The sequence below is a fragment of the Nocardiopsis sp. NPDC058631 genome (assembly GCF_042716955.1).
Taxonomy (GTDB): Bacteria; Actinomycetota; Actinomycetes; order Streptosporangiales; family Streptosporangiaceae; genus Nocardiopsis.
The window spans coordinates 71,346-86,216 of sequence record NZ_JBHXQY010000003.1 but is presented as its reverse complement, the minus strand read 5'-3'; the positions used below and the strand labels follow the sequence as shown (position 1 = coordinate 86,216).

The following is a 14,871-nucleotide window of genomic DNA, read 5'->3' as shown; positions in this document are numbered from 1 at the left end:
CGGGGCCCGGTCCGGTCACCCGCCTGCGGCGGGGTCCTCGCCGGCGATGCCGTGCAGCAGGAAGGCGCCGCCGTAGACAGGCCTGCCCCGGCGCTCGTGGTCGGTGAGCACGTACTCGTCCAGGACGGCGACGATACGGCGGTCGAGCTCGGCGATCTCCTCGTCGGACAGGTGCAGCACGAACCGCGTGTAGGAGCGGACCGACGCCGGTCCGGCCTCGTCCAGTTCCCGCTGGAAGGCCTCCACCGGTGCGCCGGCCGCCCCGGCCTCGGCCCCGACCAGCGGACCGTCCAGCCACCAGGACTCCCCGGTGGCGCGGTAGGGCTTCTCCAGCGCGCCGGCGGCGCCGGTGCGCACGGGCGCGGGCAGGAGCAGGCCGGCCTCGACGAGCAGGCGGACGTGGTAGAGCACCGTGCCGGGGGCGGTGTCGAGCCGGTCGGCGAGCTCCTTGTTGGTGAGCTCCCGCACCAGGCACAGCCGCAGGATGCGGATCCGCAACGGGTGGGAGAGAGCCTTGACCTCCTGGATCGTGGCCGGGCGCCGCCTGCGCGCGGGGGGCGGCTCCCCCTGTGCCCGCGTGTTCGGCCCGTCCGCGCCCTCCCGCTCACCCATGGCGCCAGCATAGCAACGACCGACAAATCGATTGAATTATCCCAATCGATTTGCCAAACTCGATCCATGACGGAAACGACCCCCCGTTCCGACGGCCCGCCCACCACCGGCGCCAACCGCCTCGGCCCCCGGTTCTGGACCCTGTGGACCTCCTCCGGGCTCTCCAACCTCGCCGACGGAGTCCTGAAGATCGCGCTGCCCCTGGTCGCGTTGCGCTTCACCGACTCCCCCACCCTGATCGCCGGCGTGGTGTTCGCGCTGACGGTCCCCTGGCTGCTCTTCTCCCTCCCGGCCGGCGCCCTCGCCGACCGGTGCGACCGCCGCCGCCTCATGGTCGGCGCCAACGTCGCGCGGGGACTGCTCCTGGCGGGTCTGGCCGCGGCCCTGGCCCTGGACCTGGGATCGATCTGGCTCCTCTGCGCGGTGGCGCTGTGCATCGGGACCGCCGAGACCCTCTACGACACCTCGGCCCAGTCGATCCTGCCCCAGCTGGTCGGACGCGACCAGCTCTCACGGGCCAACGGGCGCCTGTACGCCGCCGAGCTGACCGCCCACCAGTTCGCCGGTCCGCCCCTGGGAGGCCTGCTGGTGGCACTCGGCGCGGCTGCGGCGTTCGCGGCACCGGCGGCACTGTGGCTGGTCGCGGTGGGAGCGCTGCTCCTGGTACGCGGACGCTTCCGGATCGAACGGGCCGCGCCCACCACCATGCGCACCGACATCGCCGAGGGGCTGCGGTTCCTGTGGAGGCACCGGGTCCTGCGCACCCTCGCCGCCATGGTGGGCCTGAGCAACTTCGCCTCCAACGCCGCCTTCACCGTCCTGGTGCTGTTCGCGGTGGGCCCCGCGTCCCCCATGGGCCTGTCCGAACCCGCCTACGGGCTGCTGCTGACCGCCACCGCGGCGGGCAGCGTGCTCGGCGCCCTGGCGGCCGAGCCGATCGGCCGGTTCCTGGGCCGGGCGTGGTCCCTGCGGGCGTGCGCGCTCGCCTTCACCGCCTTCGTGGGGGTTCCGGCGCTGACCGCCGACCCGCTCGCGGTGGGTGCGTGCTTCTTCGTCGGCGGCGTGGGGATCTCGGTGTGGAACGTGATCACCGTGTCGCTGCGCCAAAGAATCACCCCCGACCACCTGCTCGGGCGGCTCAACAGCGCCTACCGGCTGCTGGCCTGGGGGACGATTCCGCTGGGCGCCGTCGCGGGCGGGCTGGTCGCGCAGTTCTTCGGCCTGACCGCCGTGTTCGCGGGTACGGCGGTACTGACCCTGGCCCTGTTCCTGTGGCAGTTCGCTCTGGGCGACGCGGTCCTGGACTCCGCCGAGGGCGGGGCCGGGCGCTGACCGCGCCCGGCCGGGAAAACCACCTGCGCCCCGAAGCGTGTGCGGTGATAATGCTGCGATGACGGACCCAGCCGGCCGTGAGCCGTATGAGGAGGTCCTGGAGGGCGGCAACGTCGCCGACAGGGTCGTGCGCGTGGGACGGACCGTGCGCAAACCGTGGACGCGGTCGTCCCGCTCGGTGATGCTCCTGCTCGAACACCTGCGGCGGTCCTCCTTCGAGGCCTCCGTGGTCCCCCTGGGCATGGACTCCCGGGGACGCCAGGTGCTCGGCTACCGCCCCGGCGAGATGGCCGACTCCCTTCCCCTGCCGACCAGGGCCGAACTCCGGCGGCTGGGCGGGATCATCCGGCGGCTGCACGACCTCACGGCCGGCTTCCGTCCCCCCGAGGAGCCGGAGTGGGAGGTCGCGATCCCCGATCCGCGCGAGGAGGTCGTCTGCCACTACGACCTGGCACCGTGGAACCTGGTGCGCGACGGCGAGGACTGGACCTTCATCGACTGGGACGGCGCCGGTCCGGGCACACGGATGGGCGACCTGGGGTACGCGGCGCACGGGTTCGTGCCACTGCACGCGGGCGGCGACCCCGGGGCGGACGCGCTCCGGCTGCGCGCCCTGGCCGACGGCTACGGCTGCGACGACGCCCTGCGCCGGGAACTGCCCGACGCGATCCTGCACCGGGTACGCGGCATGTACGACCTGTTGGAGGAGGGCGCCCGAACGGGCGTGCAGCCGTGGGCCCGGCTGCACGCCGAGGGGCACGCCGACCACTGGGGCCCGGCCGCCGACTACGTCGAGCGCCACCGCGCGGTGTGGCTGGCGGCGCTGACCGGCCCAGGGGAGCCCGCCGCCCCGTGAGCGCGCGCCGCCCGGCGGGGCGGCGCGGGCGACCCCCGCAGGTGCCCGGCGGGAGCGGTACCGACCCCGGCGCGGAAGGGGTCAGGCGGGCCTGGTCCAGACGAAGGCCGCCGAGACCGGATGCCCCCGAAACCTCTCCCACCTGGGCTTGGCCGCCACCCACGTGTCGTCCACCGTGCCCTCGGACAGCTCGGCCAGGGTCCACCCGGCGGCCGTCGCGGCACGTACGTGGTCGCTGATCAGGTGGACATGGGTGGCGATGGCGATGTCCTCACCGGAGGCGTCGGTGTAGTGGGTCGGCATCCCGGAGACCATCACGAACTGCGGGTGGTAGGCCACCAGCACGCAGGCGGCTCCGGGGCGGGCCAGCCGCCACGCCTCGGCGTAGAAGGGGGCCAGGTCCGGCAGGTGCTCGTCGATGAGCGAGGCGATGGCCAGGTCGTAGGAGTTCCCCGGCAGGCCGGTGGCGCGCACGTCGCCCAGGGTCAGGGTGTCGTGGGCACCGCGCCTGCCGGCCAGCTCCAGCATCTTGGCGCTGATGTCGACGCCGTCGATCCGGGCGACTCCGCGCCCCCGCAGCCAGGAGCCCGTGCGGCCGGTCCCGCAGCCCAGGTCCGCGGCGTGGGCCACGGCCGACCAGTCCGGGGTGGTGAGCCCCTCCAGCAGGGCCAGGTCCATCGCGTCCAGGACCGAGTCCTCGTAGGTGGCCGACCAGCCGTCGTAGCCGGTGGCCGCGTCCACGGTGCGGTAGTGGCGTGTGTCGAAGTCTGCGAAATCAGGCATGGACGCGAGTATGGCGCGGTCGGTTTCCCGACCGCGACCCCTTTTCCTCCCGGGCACGCCCGGTCCGGGGTCGCGCGACCGGGGTCGGCGAGTCGGCGGCGGCACGGTGGAAAACCGGTTGCACCGCCCGGGGCCGGGCCCCTACGGTGCATGCCATGTGCTGCTGCCACGCGATCTTCGACCGGGCCTTCGCCTGGTCGGTGAACGCCCACTCGTACGCCAAGCGCCTCCGGCCCGCCCGCCTGCACCGGTAGGCCGGGCCCGGGCCGCCGCGGTCCCCTCGGGGACCGGTGCCGGCGGCCCCGTTTCCCGTACGCGTCCCCCCGCCCCGTGCCCCCCGCGGTGCCGCTCCGCGGCCGCGGCGCCCGGGCGGTCCCTCCCGTGTGGCCCACCGGTCCAGGCCCAGTCGCGTCCCCTTTCCCACGGACGGGCTGCCCGGACCCCTGCTACCGCGCGCCGCCAGGCGTGCACGTTCGTGCTGCCCGTCCTCGTCGGCCACCGCGCGTGGCCGGAACGGACCTTCCTGTGGCACGTACCGAACGACCCTCACGCACGAACACCGCCGACCGCCGGCGCCGCCTGTCCCAGAACTTCCTCGCCGACCCCGGAGCGGCCCGCCACGTGGTGCGGGTGGCCGGGGTGGGGCCCCGGGACCTGGTGGTGGAGGTGGGCCCCGGCGAGGGCGCCATCACCCGCCACCTGGCCCCTGCGGCGCGCCGGGTCCTGGCCTACGAGATCGACCCCCGCCTGGCCGAGCGCCTGGCCGAGCGCTACCGCGACCCCGCACGGGGCGTCCGCGTCACACGGGCCGACTTCACGCGCGTGCGGCCCCCGCGCGAGGACTTCGCCCTCGTCGGCAACATCCCCTACGCGCGCACCGCCGACATCGTGCGCTGGTGTCTGGCCGCGCCGCACCTGACCTGCGCCACGCTCGTCACCCAGTTGGAGTACGCGCGCAAGCGCACCGGCGGGTTCGGTCGGTGGAGCCGGCTGACCGTCACCACCTGGCCGGAGTGGTCGTGGTCCCTGGCCGGGCGGATCGACCGCCACCGGTTCCGCCCGGTGCCGCGGGTCGACGCCGGCCTGCTGGTCCTGCGCCGCCGCCGCACGCCCCTGGTCGAACCGGGGCGGATGGGCGGCTACCGGCGCCTGGTGGATCTGGGGTTCGAGGGGGTGGGCGGCTCGCTGGGCGCGTCGCTGCGCCGAGCCCACCCGGTCCGCCGTGTGGACCGCGCACTGGAGTCGGCCGGGATCGCCCGGAGCACACCCGTCGGCTTCGTCGCCCCGGGCCAGTGGCTGGAGCTGTTCGCCGTGCTGGACGGTTAGGGGGCGTTTTTTGGGGGTTTTCGGGTCGGCGAGCGGCCGTCCGGGCGATCTCCCGCAAGACGAGGCGCGACATTCAGCCTGGTCGTGCTGCACGAGCGCAGAGAAGCAGCGGGAGAAAGCCCGGTGGACGCGGGCCCGGAAGGGTCCGGGCCCCGCCCCCTCCCCCCGTGACGCTTCCATGTCGAGCGGCAGGCCGACAAACCTTCTCAATCTGCCGCCTGACCTCCAGATCAGCGGCCATCGCCCGATACACCACATCCACCAGAGGCCGCTTCAACGCCCGGTGAGCACCCCTCTTGCCCTTGGTGCTCTCCCTGGCCCGCCCGGCGCGGGCCTCAGCGCAGGAAGGAGAGCAGGGCTGCGACGAGTTCGGCCGGCGCGTCCTCCTGGACCAGGTGCCCGGCGTCGTCGAGGGGGTGGAGCAGGGCCCCGGGGATCGCCGCGGCCAGCCGCTCCCCCCGTTCCAGGGGCAGCCAGGTGTCCTCGCGGCCCCACACCACCAGGGTGGGCTGGTCGAGGTCGGCGTACCCGTCCTCCACCTCGGCGGTGTAGCGCTCGTCGGCCTGGGCGATCTGGCGGTAGAACGCGGGCCGGCCGTCCTCCCCCAGCCAGGGGCGCACCAGCGCCTCCAGGGTCGCGGCACGCAGCTCGCGGTGGGCGGCCGAGGACACGTAGGCGCGCACCAGCGCCTCGTGCAGGTGCTCGGGCAGGGCGGCGAACACGTCGGCGCTGGCGTTGACCAGGCGGAAGAAGTCGCTGCCCCACGGGCGCAGGCTCACCGCGTCCACCAGGGCGAGCCGTTCGTAGGCGACCTTGTCGAGCACGGCCGCGCGCAGGGCCACCGCGCCGCCGAAGTCGTGGGCCACCACGGCGGGCCGCTCCAGCCCCCAGTGGTCCAGGAGGGCGGTGAACGCGGCCTGTTGGGCGGGCAGGGACACGTCCTGCCCCTCGTACTTGGCGGAGGCGCCGTAGCCGGGCATGTCCCACACGTGGACGGTGTACCGGTCGCCGAGGGCGCGGGCGACGTGGCGCCAGACGTAGGAGGAGAACGGGGTGCCGTGCAGCAGCACGACGGGGTCGCCCTCCCCGAACCTGTCCCAGTGGACCGTTCCGTTGGGCGCCTCGAACCTGCGCCCGAGCGTCCAGTCGGCCTCGGTCATGGTGGCCCCTTCTGTGTCGATGCCGGGAAGTCGATGAGGGCCAGGGTAGGGGACGGGGGCGACAGAACGACGCCCCCGGGCCACGGCTGCCCCCGTGGCGGGCCTGTGCGGGCGCTTCCGGGGCCGAGGGGCCGCCCGGGGGCTGGGGTCGGTGTGCGCCTCACACCCGCAGGACCGCGAAGCACTCCCCGGGCACCGCGACGGTGGTCCCGGACACCTTCGGGTGACCGTTGGCCAGCAGGAGTTCGCGGGGGGCCGCGTCCAGTTCGACGTCGGCGCCGACCGGATCCAGGTTGACCACGACCCGCAGGCCGCCCCGGACCAGGACCAGTCGGCGGCCGTCCCCGTCCGCGACCACCGAGAAGCGGTCCAGCCGGGGGTCGGACAGCTCCGGTTCGCAGCGGCGCAGCGCGATGAGGGCCCGGTAGGTCTCCAGGACCAGCTGGTGGGGTTCGCCCCCGATCTGGGACCAGTCCAGGACGGCGCCGTCGCGGGTGGCCGGGTCCATGGGGTCGGGGATCTCCTCCTCCACCCACCCCAGTGCGGCGAACTCGCTGCGGCGGCCGTTGCGCACGCCCTCGGCCAGGGCGGGGTCGGTGAAGGAGGCGAAGAACGGCCACGGCGTGGTGGCGGCCCACTCCTCGCCCATGAAGATCATGGGGGTGAACGGCGAGCACAGCACGAGGGCGGCGCCGCACACGAGCAGGCCGGGCGGGACGCGTTCGCCCATGCGGTCGCCGCGCGCCCGGTTGCCGATCTGGTCGTGGGTGGCGAGGTAGCCGAGGAAGCGGTGTCCGGGGACGCGGGCGGTGTCCACGGGAGCGCCGTGGGTGCGGTGGCGGAAGCCGGAGTAGGTGTCGGCGTGCCAGAACACGCGGCTGAGGGTGGCGGGCAGCGCCTCGGGGTCGGCGAAGTCGGCGTAGTAGCCGTGGGTCTCCCCGGTGAGGGCGACGTGCAGGGCGTGGTGCAGGTCGTCGGACCACTGTGCGGCCATTCCCAGGCCGCCCGCCTCGCGGGGCAGGACGGTGCGCGGGTCGTTGCGGTCGGACTCGGCGATCAGCGGCAGCGGACGCCCCAGGGCGGCGGACAGGGAGTCCACCTCGGCGGAGAGTTCGGCCAGCAGGGGGACGGCCCGGTCGTCGCGCAGGGCGTGGACGGCGTCCAGGCGCAGGCCGTCCAGGTGGTAGTGGCGCAGCCAGCCCAGGGCGTTGTCGAGGACGTGGCGTCGGACCGGGTCGGAGTCGGGGCCGTCCAGGTTGAGGGAGGGCCCCCAGGCGTTCTCGCCGCGGAAGTAGGGGCCGAAGCGCGGCAGGTAGGCCCCCGAGGGGCCCAGGTGGTTGTAGACGACGTCGAGGAGCACGGCCAGGCCCCGGGCATGGCAGGCGTCCACCAGGGACTTGAGCGCGTCGGGGCCTCCGTAGGGGGCGTGGACCGCCCCCCACAGGACACCGTCGTACCCCCACCCGTGGGTGCCGTCGAAGGCGTTGACCGGCATCAGTTCGACGTGGGTGATGCCCAGGTCGACCAGGTGGTCGAGCCGGCCGACGGCCGCGGTGAGGGTGCCCTCGGGGGTGAAGGTGCCCACGTGGAGCTCGTAGACGACCGCCCCGGGAAGCGCCCGGCCGGTCCAGGCGGCGTCGGTCCAGGCGAAGGCCGCGTGGTCGTGGACGCGGCTGGGACCGTGCACGCCGCGGGGTTGTGCCAGGGAGCGCGGGTCGGGCAGGGGCGCGGGGTCCTCGTCCAGGAGGTAGGCGTAGTCGGTGCCCGGTCCGGTGCCCGGGACCTGGGCCCGCCACCAGCCGTCCCCGTCCCGTTCCATCGGGACGACGCGCACGCCGGTCCCGGGGTCGGCGGCACCGCCCGGTCGGCGGGCGCCTGTGCCGGGGGCCACGCTCAGGCGGACGCGTTCGAGGTGGGGCGCCCACACGGCGAAGTCCCCGTCGACGCCCCGGCCGGGGGTGTCGGGGGTGTCGGGCGCGGTCGGGATGGTGTCCGGTTCGCTCACGCAGGGTGTCTACCCCTCACCCGGGCGCGGGACACCGGACCGCCGAGGGCGCCGGGGCGTAGGCGGGGGCGCCGCACACCGCACGGGCCACCGGAGCCGCCGGCGGGTGCCGGGGCGGGTGTGCGGTGTCCGCTCGGGGGCGGACACCGCACGCTCACGAGTGCGGGCGGTAGGCGTGCAGGCGCACCGACGCGGTGACGGTGAACGGCTCGGGCAGGGCGCCCACACGGGCGCGCAGGTCGTCGGCGCCGATGTGGCGGGCGCTGGGGCCCATACCGACGACGGTCGCCACGTCCTCGTGGGTCAGTTCCATGGTGGTGCGCAGGTCCTGCGCGCCGGTCGGCGCGAAGTGCCCGTGCAGGGAGTCGGCCAGGCGCTCGTCCTTGCGCGGGTCCACCTCCAGCAGTCCCAGCGGGGCGCGCAGTTGGGCCAGGTGGTCCGCGGCGGGGACGAGCACCAGCAGGACGCCGTCGGCGCGCAGCACCCGGTGGAACTCGGCGGCGTTGCGCGGCGCGAACACGTTGAGCACGGCGTCCGCGCAATGCTCGCGCAGGGGCAGTCCGCGCCAGGCGTCGGCGGTGACGGCACCGCCGCGCCCGTGTGCCCGCGCGGCCCGGCGGGCGGCCCACTTGGACACGTCCGCGGTCAGCCCCACGGCACGCGGCAGGGCGTCCAGGACCCGGGTGAGGTAGTGGCCGGTTCCGCCGCCGACGTCGACCAGGACCGGGGCGGGTGCGACGAGCTCGCGTCGCAGGGCGGCGGCGAGCGCCTCCCCCACGAAGTCGTAGTGCCCGGCCTCCTGGAACCGCAGGCGGTCGGCGACCATCTCCTTGCTGTCGCCCGTTCCGGGCGGCGTTGCTCCGGTGAGCAGGCTCGCGTACCCCTCCCTGGCCACGTTGAAGCTGTGCCCGCCCTCGCAGGCGAGGCCGCGCTCGTCCCGTGCGAGGCCGTTGCCGCAGGTGGGGCAGGCCAGGGCTGCCGCGACGGTGTCGGGCATCCGCAGCCTGGGGCCGGTGTGGTGTGTGGTGTTCGCTTGCGCCATGATCACCGATCAGACTATCCCGTCACGCGGGGCGGGCGGGGTCCTCACCGGCGGACCAGCACGGCCACCGGGTAGCGGTCGAGCAGGTCGGCCAGGGGCGCGCACGTGTAGCCGTCGGTGCGCACGGGCGCGACGACACGGCCGGTGAGCCGGTCGGTCCACTCCCCCGGCCCCGACGGCAGCGGCAGGACGGTGTCCCTCCACCCCCCGGCCCCGGCCAGGCCCAGCGGCAGGCGGGTGGCGACCACCACCACGCCGGGTTGGTCCGCGCCCTCGCGGACACGGGCGAAGGCCGCCGCGTGGGGTGCGGCCGGACCGGAGGCGATGAGCGGGAGGTAACCGGTGGGGCGCAGCTCCCGGCGCAGGCGCAGGCAGGTGCGGACCAGGTGGAGCTTGGCCGCACCGGTGGCGTCCACCGGGGGCAGCCACCCGCCCTCGATCCGGGTGAGCAGGTCGGCGCGGGCACCGTGGTCCACGGGCCTGCGGTTGTCGGGGTCGACCAGGGACAGGTCCCACAGCTCGGTGCCCTGGTAGACGTCGGGCACCCCCGGGCCCATCAGCTGCACGGCCTTTTGGCCCAGGGAGTTGCTCCACCCGGCGTCGCGCACCGACTCCACCACCGAGGCGACCTCCTCCCTCAGCGAGCGGTCGCCCAGGACCCGGCCCGGCCACGAGCGCACCCGCTCCTCGAAGTCGGCGTCCTGGTCGGTCCAGGAGGTGCCCAGGCGTGCTTCACGGGCGGCCTTGAGCAGGTAGGCGGCCAGGCGCTCCTCCCCGATGGGCCAGGCGCCGACCAGGGTCTGCCAGCCCAGCAGGTTGAGCGCGGGTTCGGGCAGCGGGCACCACCCGGTCCAGCGGCGCACCGCACCGGTGAAGGCCTCCGCCCTCTCGGACAGGGCGGCCAGCCGGGCCCGTACGTCCTCGGAGCGCTTGGTGTCGTGCGTGGACAGGGCCGTCATGGTGCGGGGGCTCGCGGCCTCCCGCCGTGCCGCCCGGGTGTGGAACTCCTGCGGGGCGACGGCGAAGCGCGAGGGGTCTCCTCCCACCTCGTTCAGGGCCGCGAACCTGGTGCCCCGGTAGAACGCGGTGTTCTCGGTCCCCATGGCCACGACCATGCCGCTGGTCTGCTGGATGCGCCGGGCCGCCTCCCCGGCGGGGTCCTGGCGGACCATCCGGTCGAGGGCCTGCAGGTCCTGCGCCAGGTCGGGGCGCCGCCCGAGGGCGGTGTCCACCGCGCGGCCCCAGTCGGCCTCTCCCTCGGGAAGGTAGGAGCGGTACACGTCGAAGGAGCACAGCAGGACGGCGACGGCCTCCTCCCGGCGCGGCACCGCCCCGTCGGGGCCCGCGCCCCCCGCCTCCCCGTCCCGGGGCGGCAGCAGGGCCGCGATGCGCCGCACCTCCGCGCGCAGCAGGTCGGTGGCCGCGTGGTGGCGCGCCCGCTCGTCGAGTGCCTCCACGTCCACCTCCACCCCCTGTTCCCGCGCCAGGCCGGTGAACCCGGCCTCCCCCGACGGGTCGACGAACAGCCCGCACACCTCCCGCAGGGCGTCGTAGCCGGTGGTCCCCGCGACCGGCCAGGACTGCGGCAGGCTCTCCCCCGGGGCGAGGATCTTCTCCACCACCACCCACCCGCCGAAGCGTTCGGTGAGCCTGCGCAGGTACCCCCCGGGGTCGGTGAGCCCGTCGACGTGGTCCACCCGCAGCCCGTCGAGCTGGCCCAGCTCCGCCCACCGCAGGATCTCGGCGTGGGTGGCGTCGAAGACGCCGGGCTCCTCGACCCGGACGGCGGCCAGCTCGTCCACGTCGAAGAACCTGCGGTAGGTGAGTTCGGCGTCGCCGCGGCGCCAGGACACCAGCCGGTAGTGCTGGCGTTCGTGGACCTGGCCGGCCGGGTCGCCGGCGGCGTGCGTGCCCGGGGCCAGGGGGTAGAGCTTGTCGTGGTAGGCCAGGCACCCGTCGACGACGGTGAGGTCGCCCAGGGCCGCCGTGCCGCCGTCCCCGTCGTCGGCGAGCACCGGGACCAGGAGGGGCCCGGCGTCGAAGTCGACGTCGAAGCAGCGCGCGTACGCGGACTCCCTGCCGTGTTCGAGCAGGTCCCACCACCAGGCGTTGGCGTCGGGCCGGGCGACGGACATGTGGTTGGGGACGATGTCCACGACCACGCCCAGGCCGGCCTCGTGCGCCTTGGCCGCCAGGGCGGCGCGGGCGGCGTCGCCGCCCAGCACGGGTGCGACCCTGGTGGGGTCGACCACGTCGTAGCCGTGCCCGGATCCGGGCGCGGCGGTCAGGATCGGCGAGAGGTAGACAGCGCCCACCCCGAGCCGGTCCAGGTGGTCCAGCAGGTCCGCGGCGTCCTCCAGGGTGAACCCGGGGCTCAGTTGCAGGCGGTAGGTTGACGTCGGAGCGGCGGCCGTGGGCGTGCTGTGCGTGCTCATCACGCACGTACCCGTGCCCGCACCGCCCGCGTGTCATGCACGCCCGTCACCGCAGGCGGTGAGCGCCCTCCCACACGGGGGCGCTTTGGGGGTGTCGGTCCACCGGTGGTTAAATTCTTCGGCGGTGGACCTTCACCAGCGACAACGCGCCGGGCCCCGGCCGCGGCGGTGAACACCAAGGCCACCGACACCGACGAAGGGGATAGAAGCAGTCGTGCTCCCGTCCAACAAGCACACCCAGACCGGCGCCCCGCGCCACCGCGGCGCCTACCGGGGAGCGGCCTCGGCCGCCCTGGCCGGTCTGCTGCTGGCGACCACCGCATGCGGAAGCGACGACGCGGTCCAGGGAGCCGCCCCTCCGGAGGTCCCCGACGACCTGGAGTGCTTCTCCGGGAGCCTGTCGGGCGCCGGTTCCAGCGCCCAGGAGAACGCGATGACGACCTGGATCGCCGGGTACCAGTCGGCGTGCGACGACGCCCGCGTGTACTACGACTCGATCGGGTCGGGCGGTGGCCGCAACCAGTTCATCGACGGGGCGGTGGCCTTCGCCGGGACCGACGCCGCGATGGACGCCGACGAGAACGGCGACGCCATGGAGCGCTGCGGCGGCTCGGACACCCTCAGCCTGCCCGCGTACGTGGTGGCCATCGCCGTGGTGTTCAACCTTGAGGGCGTGGACTCGCTGGACCTGCGCCCGGACACGATCGCGAAGATCTTCAACCAGGACATCACCCGCTGGGACGACCCGGAGATCGCCGAGGACAACCCCGACGCCGACCTCCCCGACCTGGCGATCACCCAGGTCAACCGCGCCGACGACTCGGGCACCACCGAGAACTTCACCGACTACCTCCAGAGCGCGGCCCCCGACTCCTGGCCGCACGAGCCGGGCGGCCAGTGGCCGATCACCCCGCGCGAATCCGCCCAGGGCAACAGCGGCATCGCCGACACGGTCCAGCGCGCCGAGGGGTCGATCGGGTACGTGGAGATGTCGCACGTGCACGGGATGTCCACGGCCAGGATCGGGGTCGGCGGGGAGTTCGTGGAGATCTCCCCCGAGGCCGCCGCGCAGGTGGTGGCCGACTCACCGCGCCGCGAGGACAACGCCAGCGAGTACGACCTGGCCCTGGAACTGGACTACGGCACGACCGAACCGGGCAGCTACCCGCTGGTCCTGGTGAGCTACGAGGCCGTGTGCGAGGAGTACCCGGACGCGGCCGAGGCGGAGAACGCCAAGGCGTTCCTGCGGTACGTGGTGAGCCCCGAGGGCCAGGAGGCGGCGTCCGCCGAGACCGGGTCGACGCCGGTCAACGACAACCTGCGCGAGCAGCTCCTGGAGTCGATCGACGCCGTCGGCGCGCGCGACTGACGCCCCGCCCCGCCGGGGACGGACAGGACGGGCGTGCCGCACCCGCGGCGCGCCCGTTCGGCGTTGCGCATCGGGTACCTTACGTACGGAACGCGTCGCACTCGGTCACCCGCGCCAGCGGGGACCGTGGCCGGCGACGGGGTTCGCGCGTCTGCGGGTCGGTGTCTTCCCCCATCTGCCCGGGCACGGCCGGATCCCGGGTATCCCGCCCCGCAGCCCCTCCCCCGGGCCGCGCGGCGGGTGCCGCCCTCTCACACGTCCGGCTCCCCGCCGGTGCCCCGCACCCCGGTGCGCCGGAGCCGCCGCAGGGCCCGCCGTGAGACGGAGAGCAGCAGGGCCCCGACGGCCCGCCGGCCCCGTCTCCTTCCCGTCCCCTCCCCGCCCTGCGCGGCCCCCCTCCACGATGCGGCCCCGAGGCGCCGGCGGGAGGCGGTGAGCGGGTCGGGGTCGGCGCGCGGCGGTGGCGGCACCGAGCGGTACAGCGACAGGTCGGTGAGCGTCTCCTCGCCCGCGTGGATGCGGTAGCGCCCGTGCAGCTCGGCCACCACGTCGCCCAGGTCCTCGCCCTCGCCGCGCACCCGCATGGCTCTGGCCAGGGCCCGGGTGCGCCACAGGCGCACCCCGGCCTCGCGCGCGGGCGAGGTCGCGGAGAACAGCTCCGTGAGCCCGGCTCGGGCCCGTTCGGCACTGGCCAGCAGACGGGACAGGGCGACCTGGCCCAGCCCCCACGCCACCGGGACCTGGAGCAGGTAGGGGGAGGGGAACCCGGTGCGGGGCGCGGCGGTGGCGAAGGAGATCCTGGGTTCACGCAGGTAGTTGGCCTGGACCAGGCGCAGGTCCAGATGGGGACCGCCGGGGGCCCCGCTCCTGTCGCCGGCGCCCTCCCAGTCGGCGACCAGGGTGATGGCCAGGTCGGTCTCGGCGCTGTCCAGGAGCCGGTCGACGCAGCCGCGTACCAGGTCGTAGGGGGCGCCGGCCACGTCGACGACGGCGTGCACGAGAGGGATGCGGCGCCGGTGGGCGGGGACGCGCTCGCGGTAGAGGTGGGGGTGGGGCATGAACTCGGCGAGCACCTCGGTGCGGAAGCGCTCGGAGGGCAGCCGGGTGCGGGCGGTACCCGCGCGCCCCACGTGCCAGGCGGTGGCGGCGTGTTCGGGCACCAGGACGGCGCCCGCCTGCCAGAGCCGGTAGCCGAACTCGGTGTCCTGGCCCAGGTCGAGGTCGGGGTCCACGCCCCCGGCGGCCTCGTACAGGTTGCGGCGTACGCCCGCCGCAGCACCGACGTAGGCGTGGAAGCCCAGGTGGTCGGCGTCGCGCAGGCTGTCGCTCTGGGTGAGGAGGCGTTCGACCCACTCGTGGCGGCGGCCGGTGTCCAGGGTCTGGCGAAGGGTCCCGGACCGGACGCGGGCCAGCACCTCCTGCGGGCTCTGCGGGCCGGTGTCGGTGAAGCGGACGCGGCCCAGGGTGACGGCCTCGGCGTGCACGTGGTGCCAGCGGGCCTGGGCCTCGACGAACTCGGGGCCCACGACCATGTCGGCGTCCATCCACAGCAGGATGTCGCCGGTGCTGGCGTGGGCGCCGTAGGCGCGGGAGTACCCTGCGCCCCAGCCGCCGTCGGGGGCGTTCAGGACGCGGCAGTGCACGGGGCGCAGCGGCGGAAGGCGCAGGCCCGGGGAGGAGTGGTCGTCGACGACCACGACCTCCATCAGGTCCTCGGGGTAGGTCTGGGCCGCCAGGGAGGCCAGGGCCAGGTCGAGGCGGCGCTGTCCGCCGCGCGCCGGAATGACGACGCTCACGCTCAGGTCGGGGGCCCAGCGGCCGATCTCGGGGGGTGTCAGCGCACTCCAGTCGTTGCGGAAGACGCGGGTGAGGACCCGTTCGACCCGGCCGCGGTGGGACACCCCGTCAACATGAGACCCTACGTGCTTGTTCAGTGACACAGAGTCACTAT

General features: G+C 74.7%; 11 protein-coding genes. 4 read left to right on the top strand and 7 right to left on the bottom strand.

Annotated elements, in window-relative coordinates:
• Positions 1–15 precede the first annotated feature (15 nt).
• The gene (locus tag ACFWTE_RS02310) at positions 16–612 is read right to left on the bottom strand and encodes an ArsR/SmtB family transcription factor (RefSeq protein ID WP_378777129.1); all 597 of its coding nucleotides are present in this window, start codon (positions 610–612) and stop codon (positions 16–18) included.
• A 66-nt stretch (positions 613–678) separates the two neighbouring features.
• Here ACFWTE_RS02310 and ACFWTE_RS02305 point away from each other — a divergent pair, with 66 nt between their 5' ends.
• Together ACFWTE_RS02305 and ACFWTE_RS02300 are read left to right on the top strand one after the other, a co-directional pair.
• The gene (locus tag ACFWTE_RS02305) at positions 679–1,944 is read left to right on the top strand and encodes an MFS transporter (RefSeq protein ID WP_378777127.1); all 1,266 of its coding nucleotides are present in this window, start codon (positions 679–681) and stop codon (positions 1,942–1,944) included.
• A gap of 58 nt (positions 1,945–2,002) precedes the next feature.
• Positions 2,003–2,800 (top strand): phosphotransferase, encoded by a 798-nt coding sequence (locus ACFWTE_RS02300; protein WP_378777125.1) that lies wholly within the window; start codon positions 2,003–2,005, stop codon positions 2,798–2,800.
• 81 nt (positions 2,801–2,881) lie between these two features.
• On the opposite strand, the gene ACFWTE_RS02295 is transcribed toward ACFWTE_RS02300, so the two are convergent.
• Positions 2,882–3,583 (bottom strand): class I SAM-dependent DNA methyltransferase, encoded by a 702-nt coding sequence (locus ACFWTE_RS02295; RefSeq protein WP_378777124.1) that lies wholly within the window; start codon positions 3,581–3,583, stop codon positions 2,882–2,884.
• A 525-nt stretch (positions 3,584–4,108) separates the two neighbouring features.
• On the opposite strand from ACFWTE_RS02295, the gene erm reads away from it, so the two are divergent.
• Positions 4,109–4,909: an ErmE/ErmH/ErmO/ErmR family 23S rRNA (adenine(2058)-N(6))-methyltransferase gene (gene erm, locus ACFWTE_RS02290; RefSeq protein WP_378777122.1), complete on the top strand. Its 801-nt coding sequence runs from the start codon at positions 4,109–4,111 to the stop codon at positions 4,907–4,909.
• Between the two features lie 335 nt (positions 4,910–5,244).
• Here erm and ACFWTE_RS02285 read toward each other — a convergent pair whose 3' ends face one another.
• From ACFWTE_RS02285 to treY, 4 genes are all read right to left on the bottom strand, one after another.
• Positions 5,245–6,069 carry an alpha/beta fold hydrolase gene (locus tag ACFWTE_RS02285; protein WP_378777120.1) on the bottom strand — a complete coding sequence of 275 codons (825 nt, stop codon included), beginning with the start codon at positions 6,067–6,069 and terminating at the stop codon, positions 5,245–5,247.
• Positions 6,070–6,229: 160 nt separating this feature from the next.
• Entirely contained in the window at positions 6,230–8,074 is a 1,845-nt protein-coding gene (gene treZ / locus ACFWTE_RS02280) for a malto-oligosyltrehalose trehalohydrolase (RefSeq protein WP_378777118.1), read from the bottom strand.
• Between the two features lie 154 nt (positions 8,075–8,228).
• A complete protein-coding gene (locus tag ACFWTE_RS02275; protein ID WP_378777116.1) occupies positions 8,229–9,116 on the bottom strand; it encodes a putative RNA methyltransferase in 888 nt (295 codons plus the stop codon).
• Between the two features lie 44 nt (positions 9,117–9,160).
• Positions 9,161–11,551 (bottom strand): malto-oligosyltrehalose synthase, encoded by a 2,391-nt coding sequence (gene treY, locus ACFWTE_RS02270; RefSeq protein WP_378777114.1) that lies wholly within the window; start codon positions 11,549–11,551, stop codon positions 9,161–9,163.
• A gap of 214 nt (positions 11,552–11,765) precedes the next feature.
• Here treY and pstS point away from each other — a divergent pair, with 214 nt between their 5' ends.
• Positions 11,766–12,920 carry a phosphate ABC transporter substrate-binding protein PstS gene (pstS, locus tag ACFWTE_RS02265; protein WP_378777112.1) on the top strand — a complete coding sequence of 385 codons (1,155 nt, stop codon included), beginning with the start codon at positions 11,766–11,768 and terminating at the stop codon, positions 12,918–12,920.
• Between the two features lie 251 nt (positions 12,921–13,171).
• Here the strand turns inward: pstS and ACFWTE_RS02260 are convergent, their stop codons facing one another.
• Entirely contained in the window at positions 13,172–14,821 is a 1,650-nt protein-coding gene (locus ACFWTE_RS02260; RefSeq protein WP_378777110.1) for a glycosyltransferase, read from the bottom strand.
• Between the last annotated feature and the right edge of the window lie 50 nt (positions 14,822–14,871).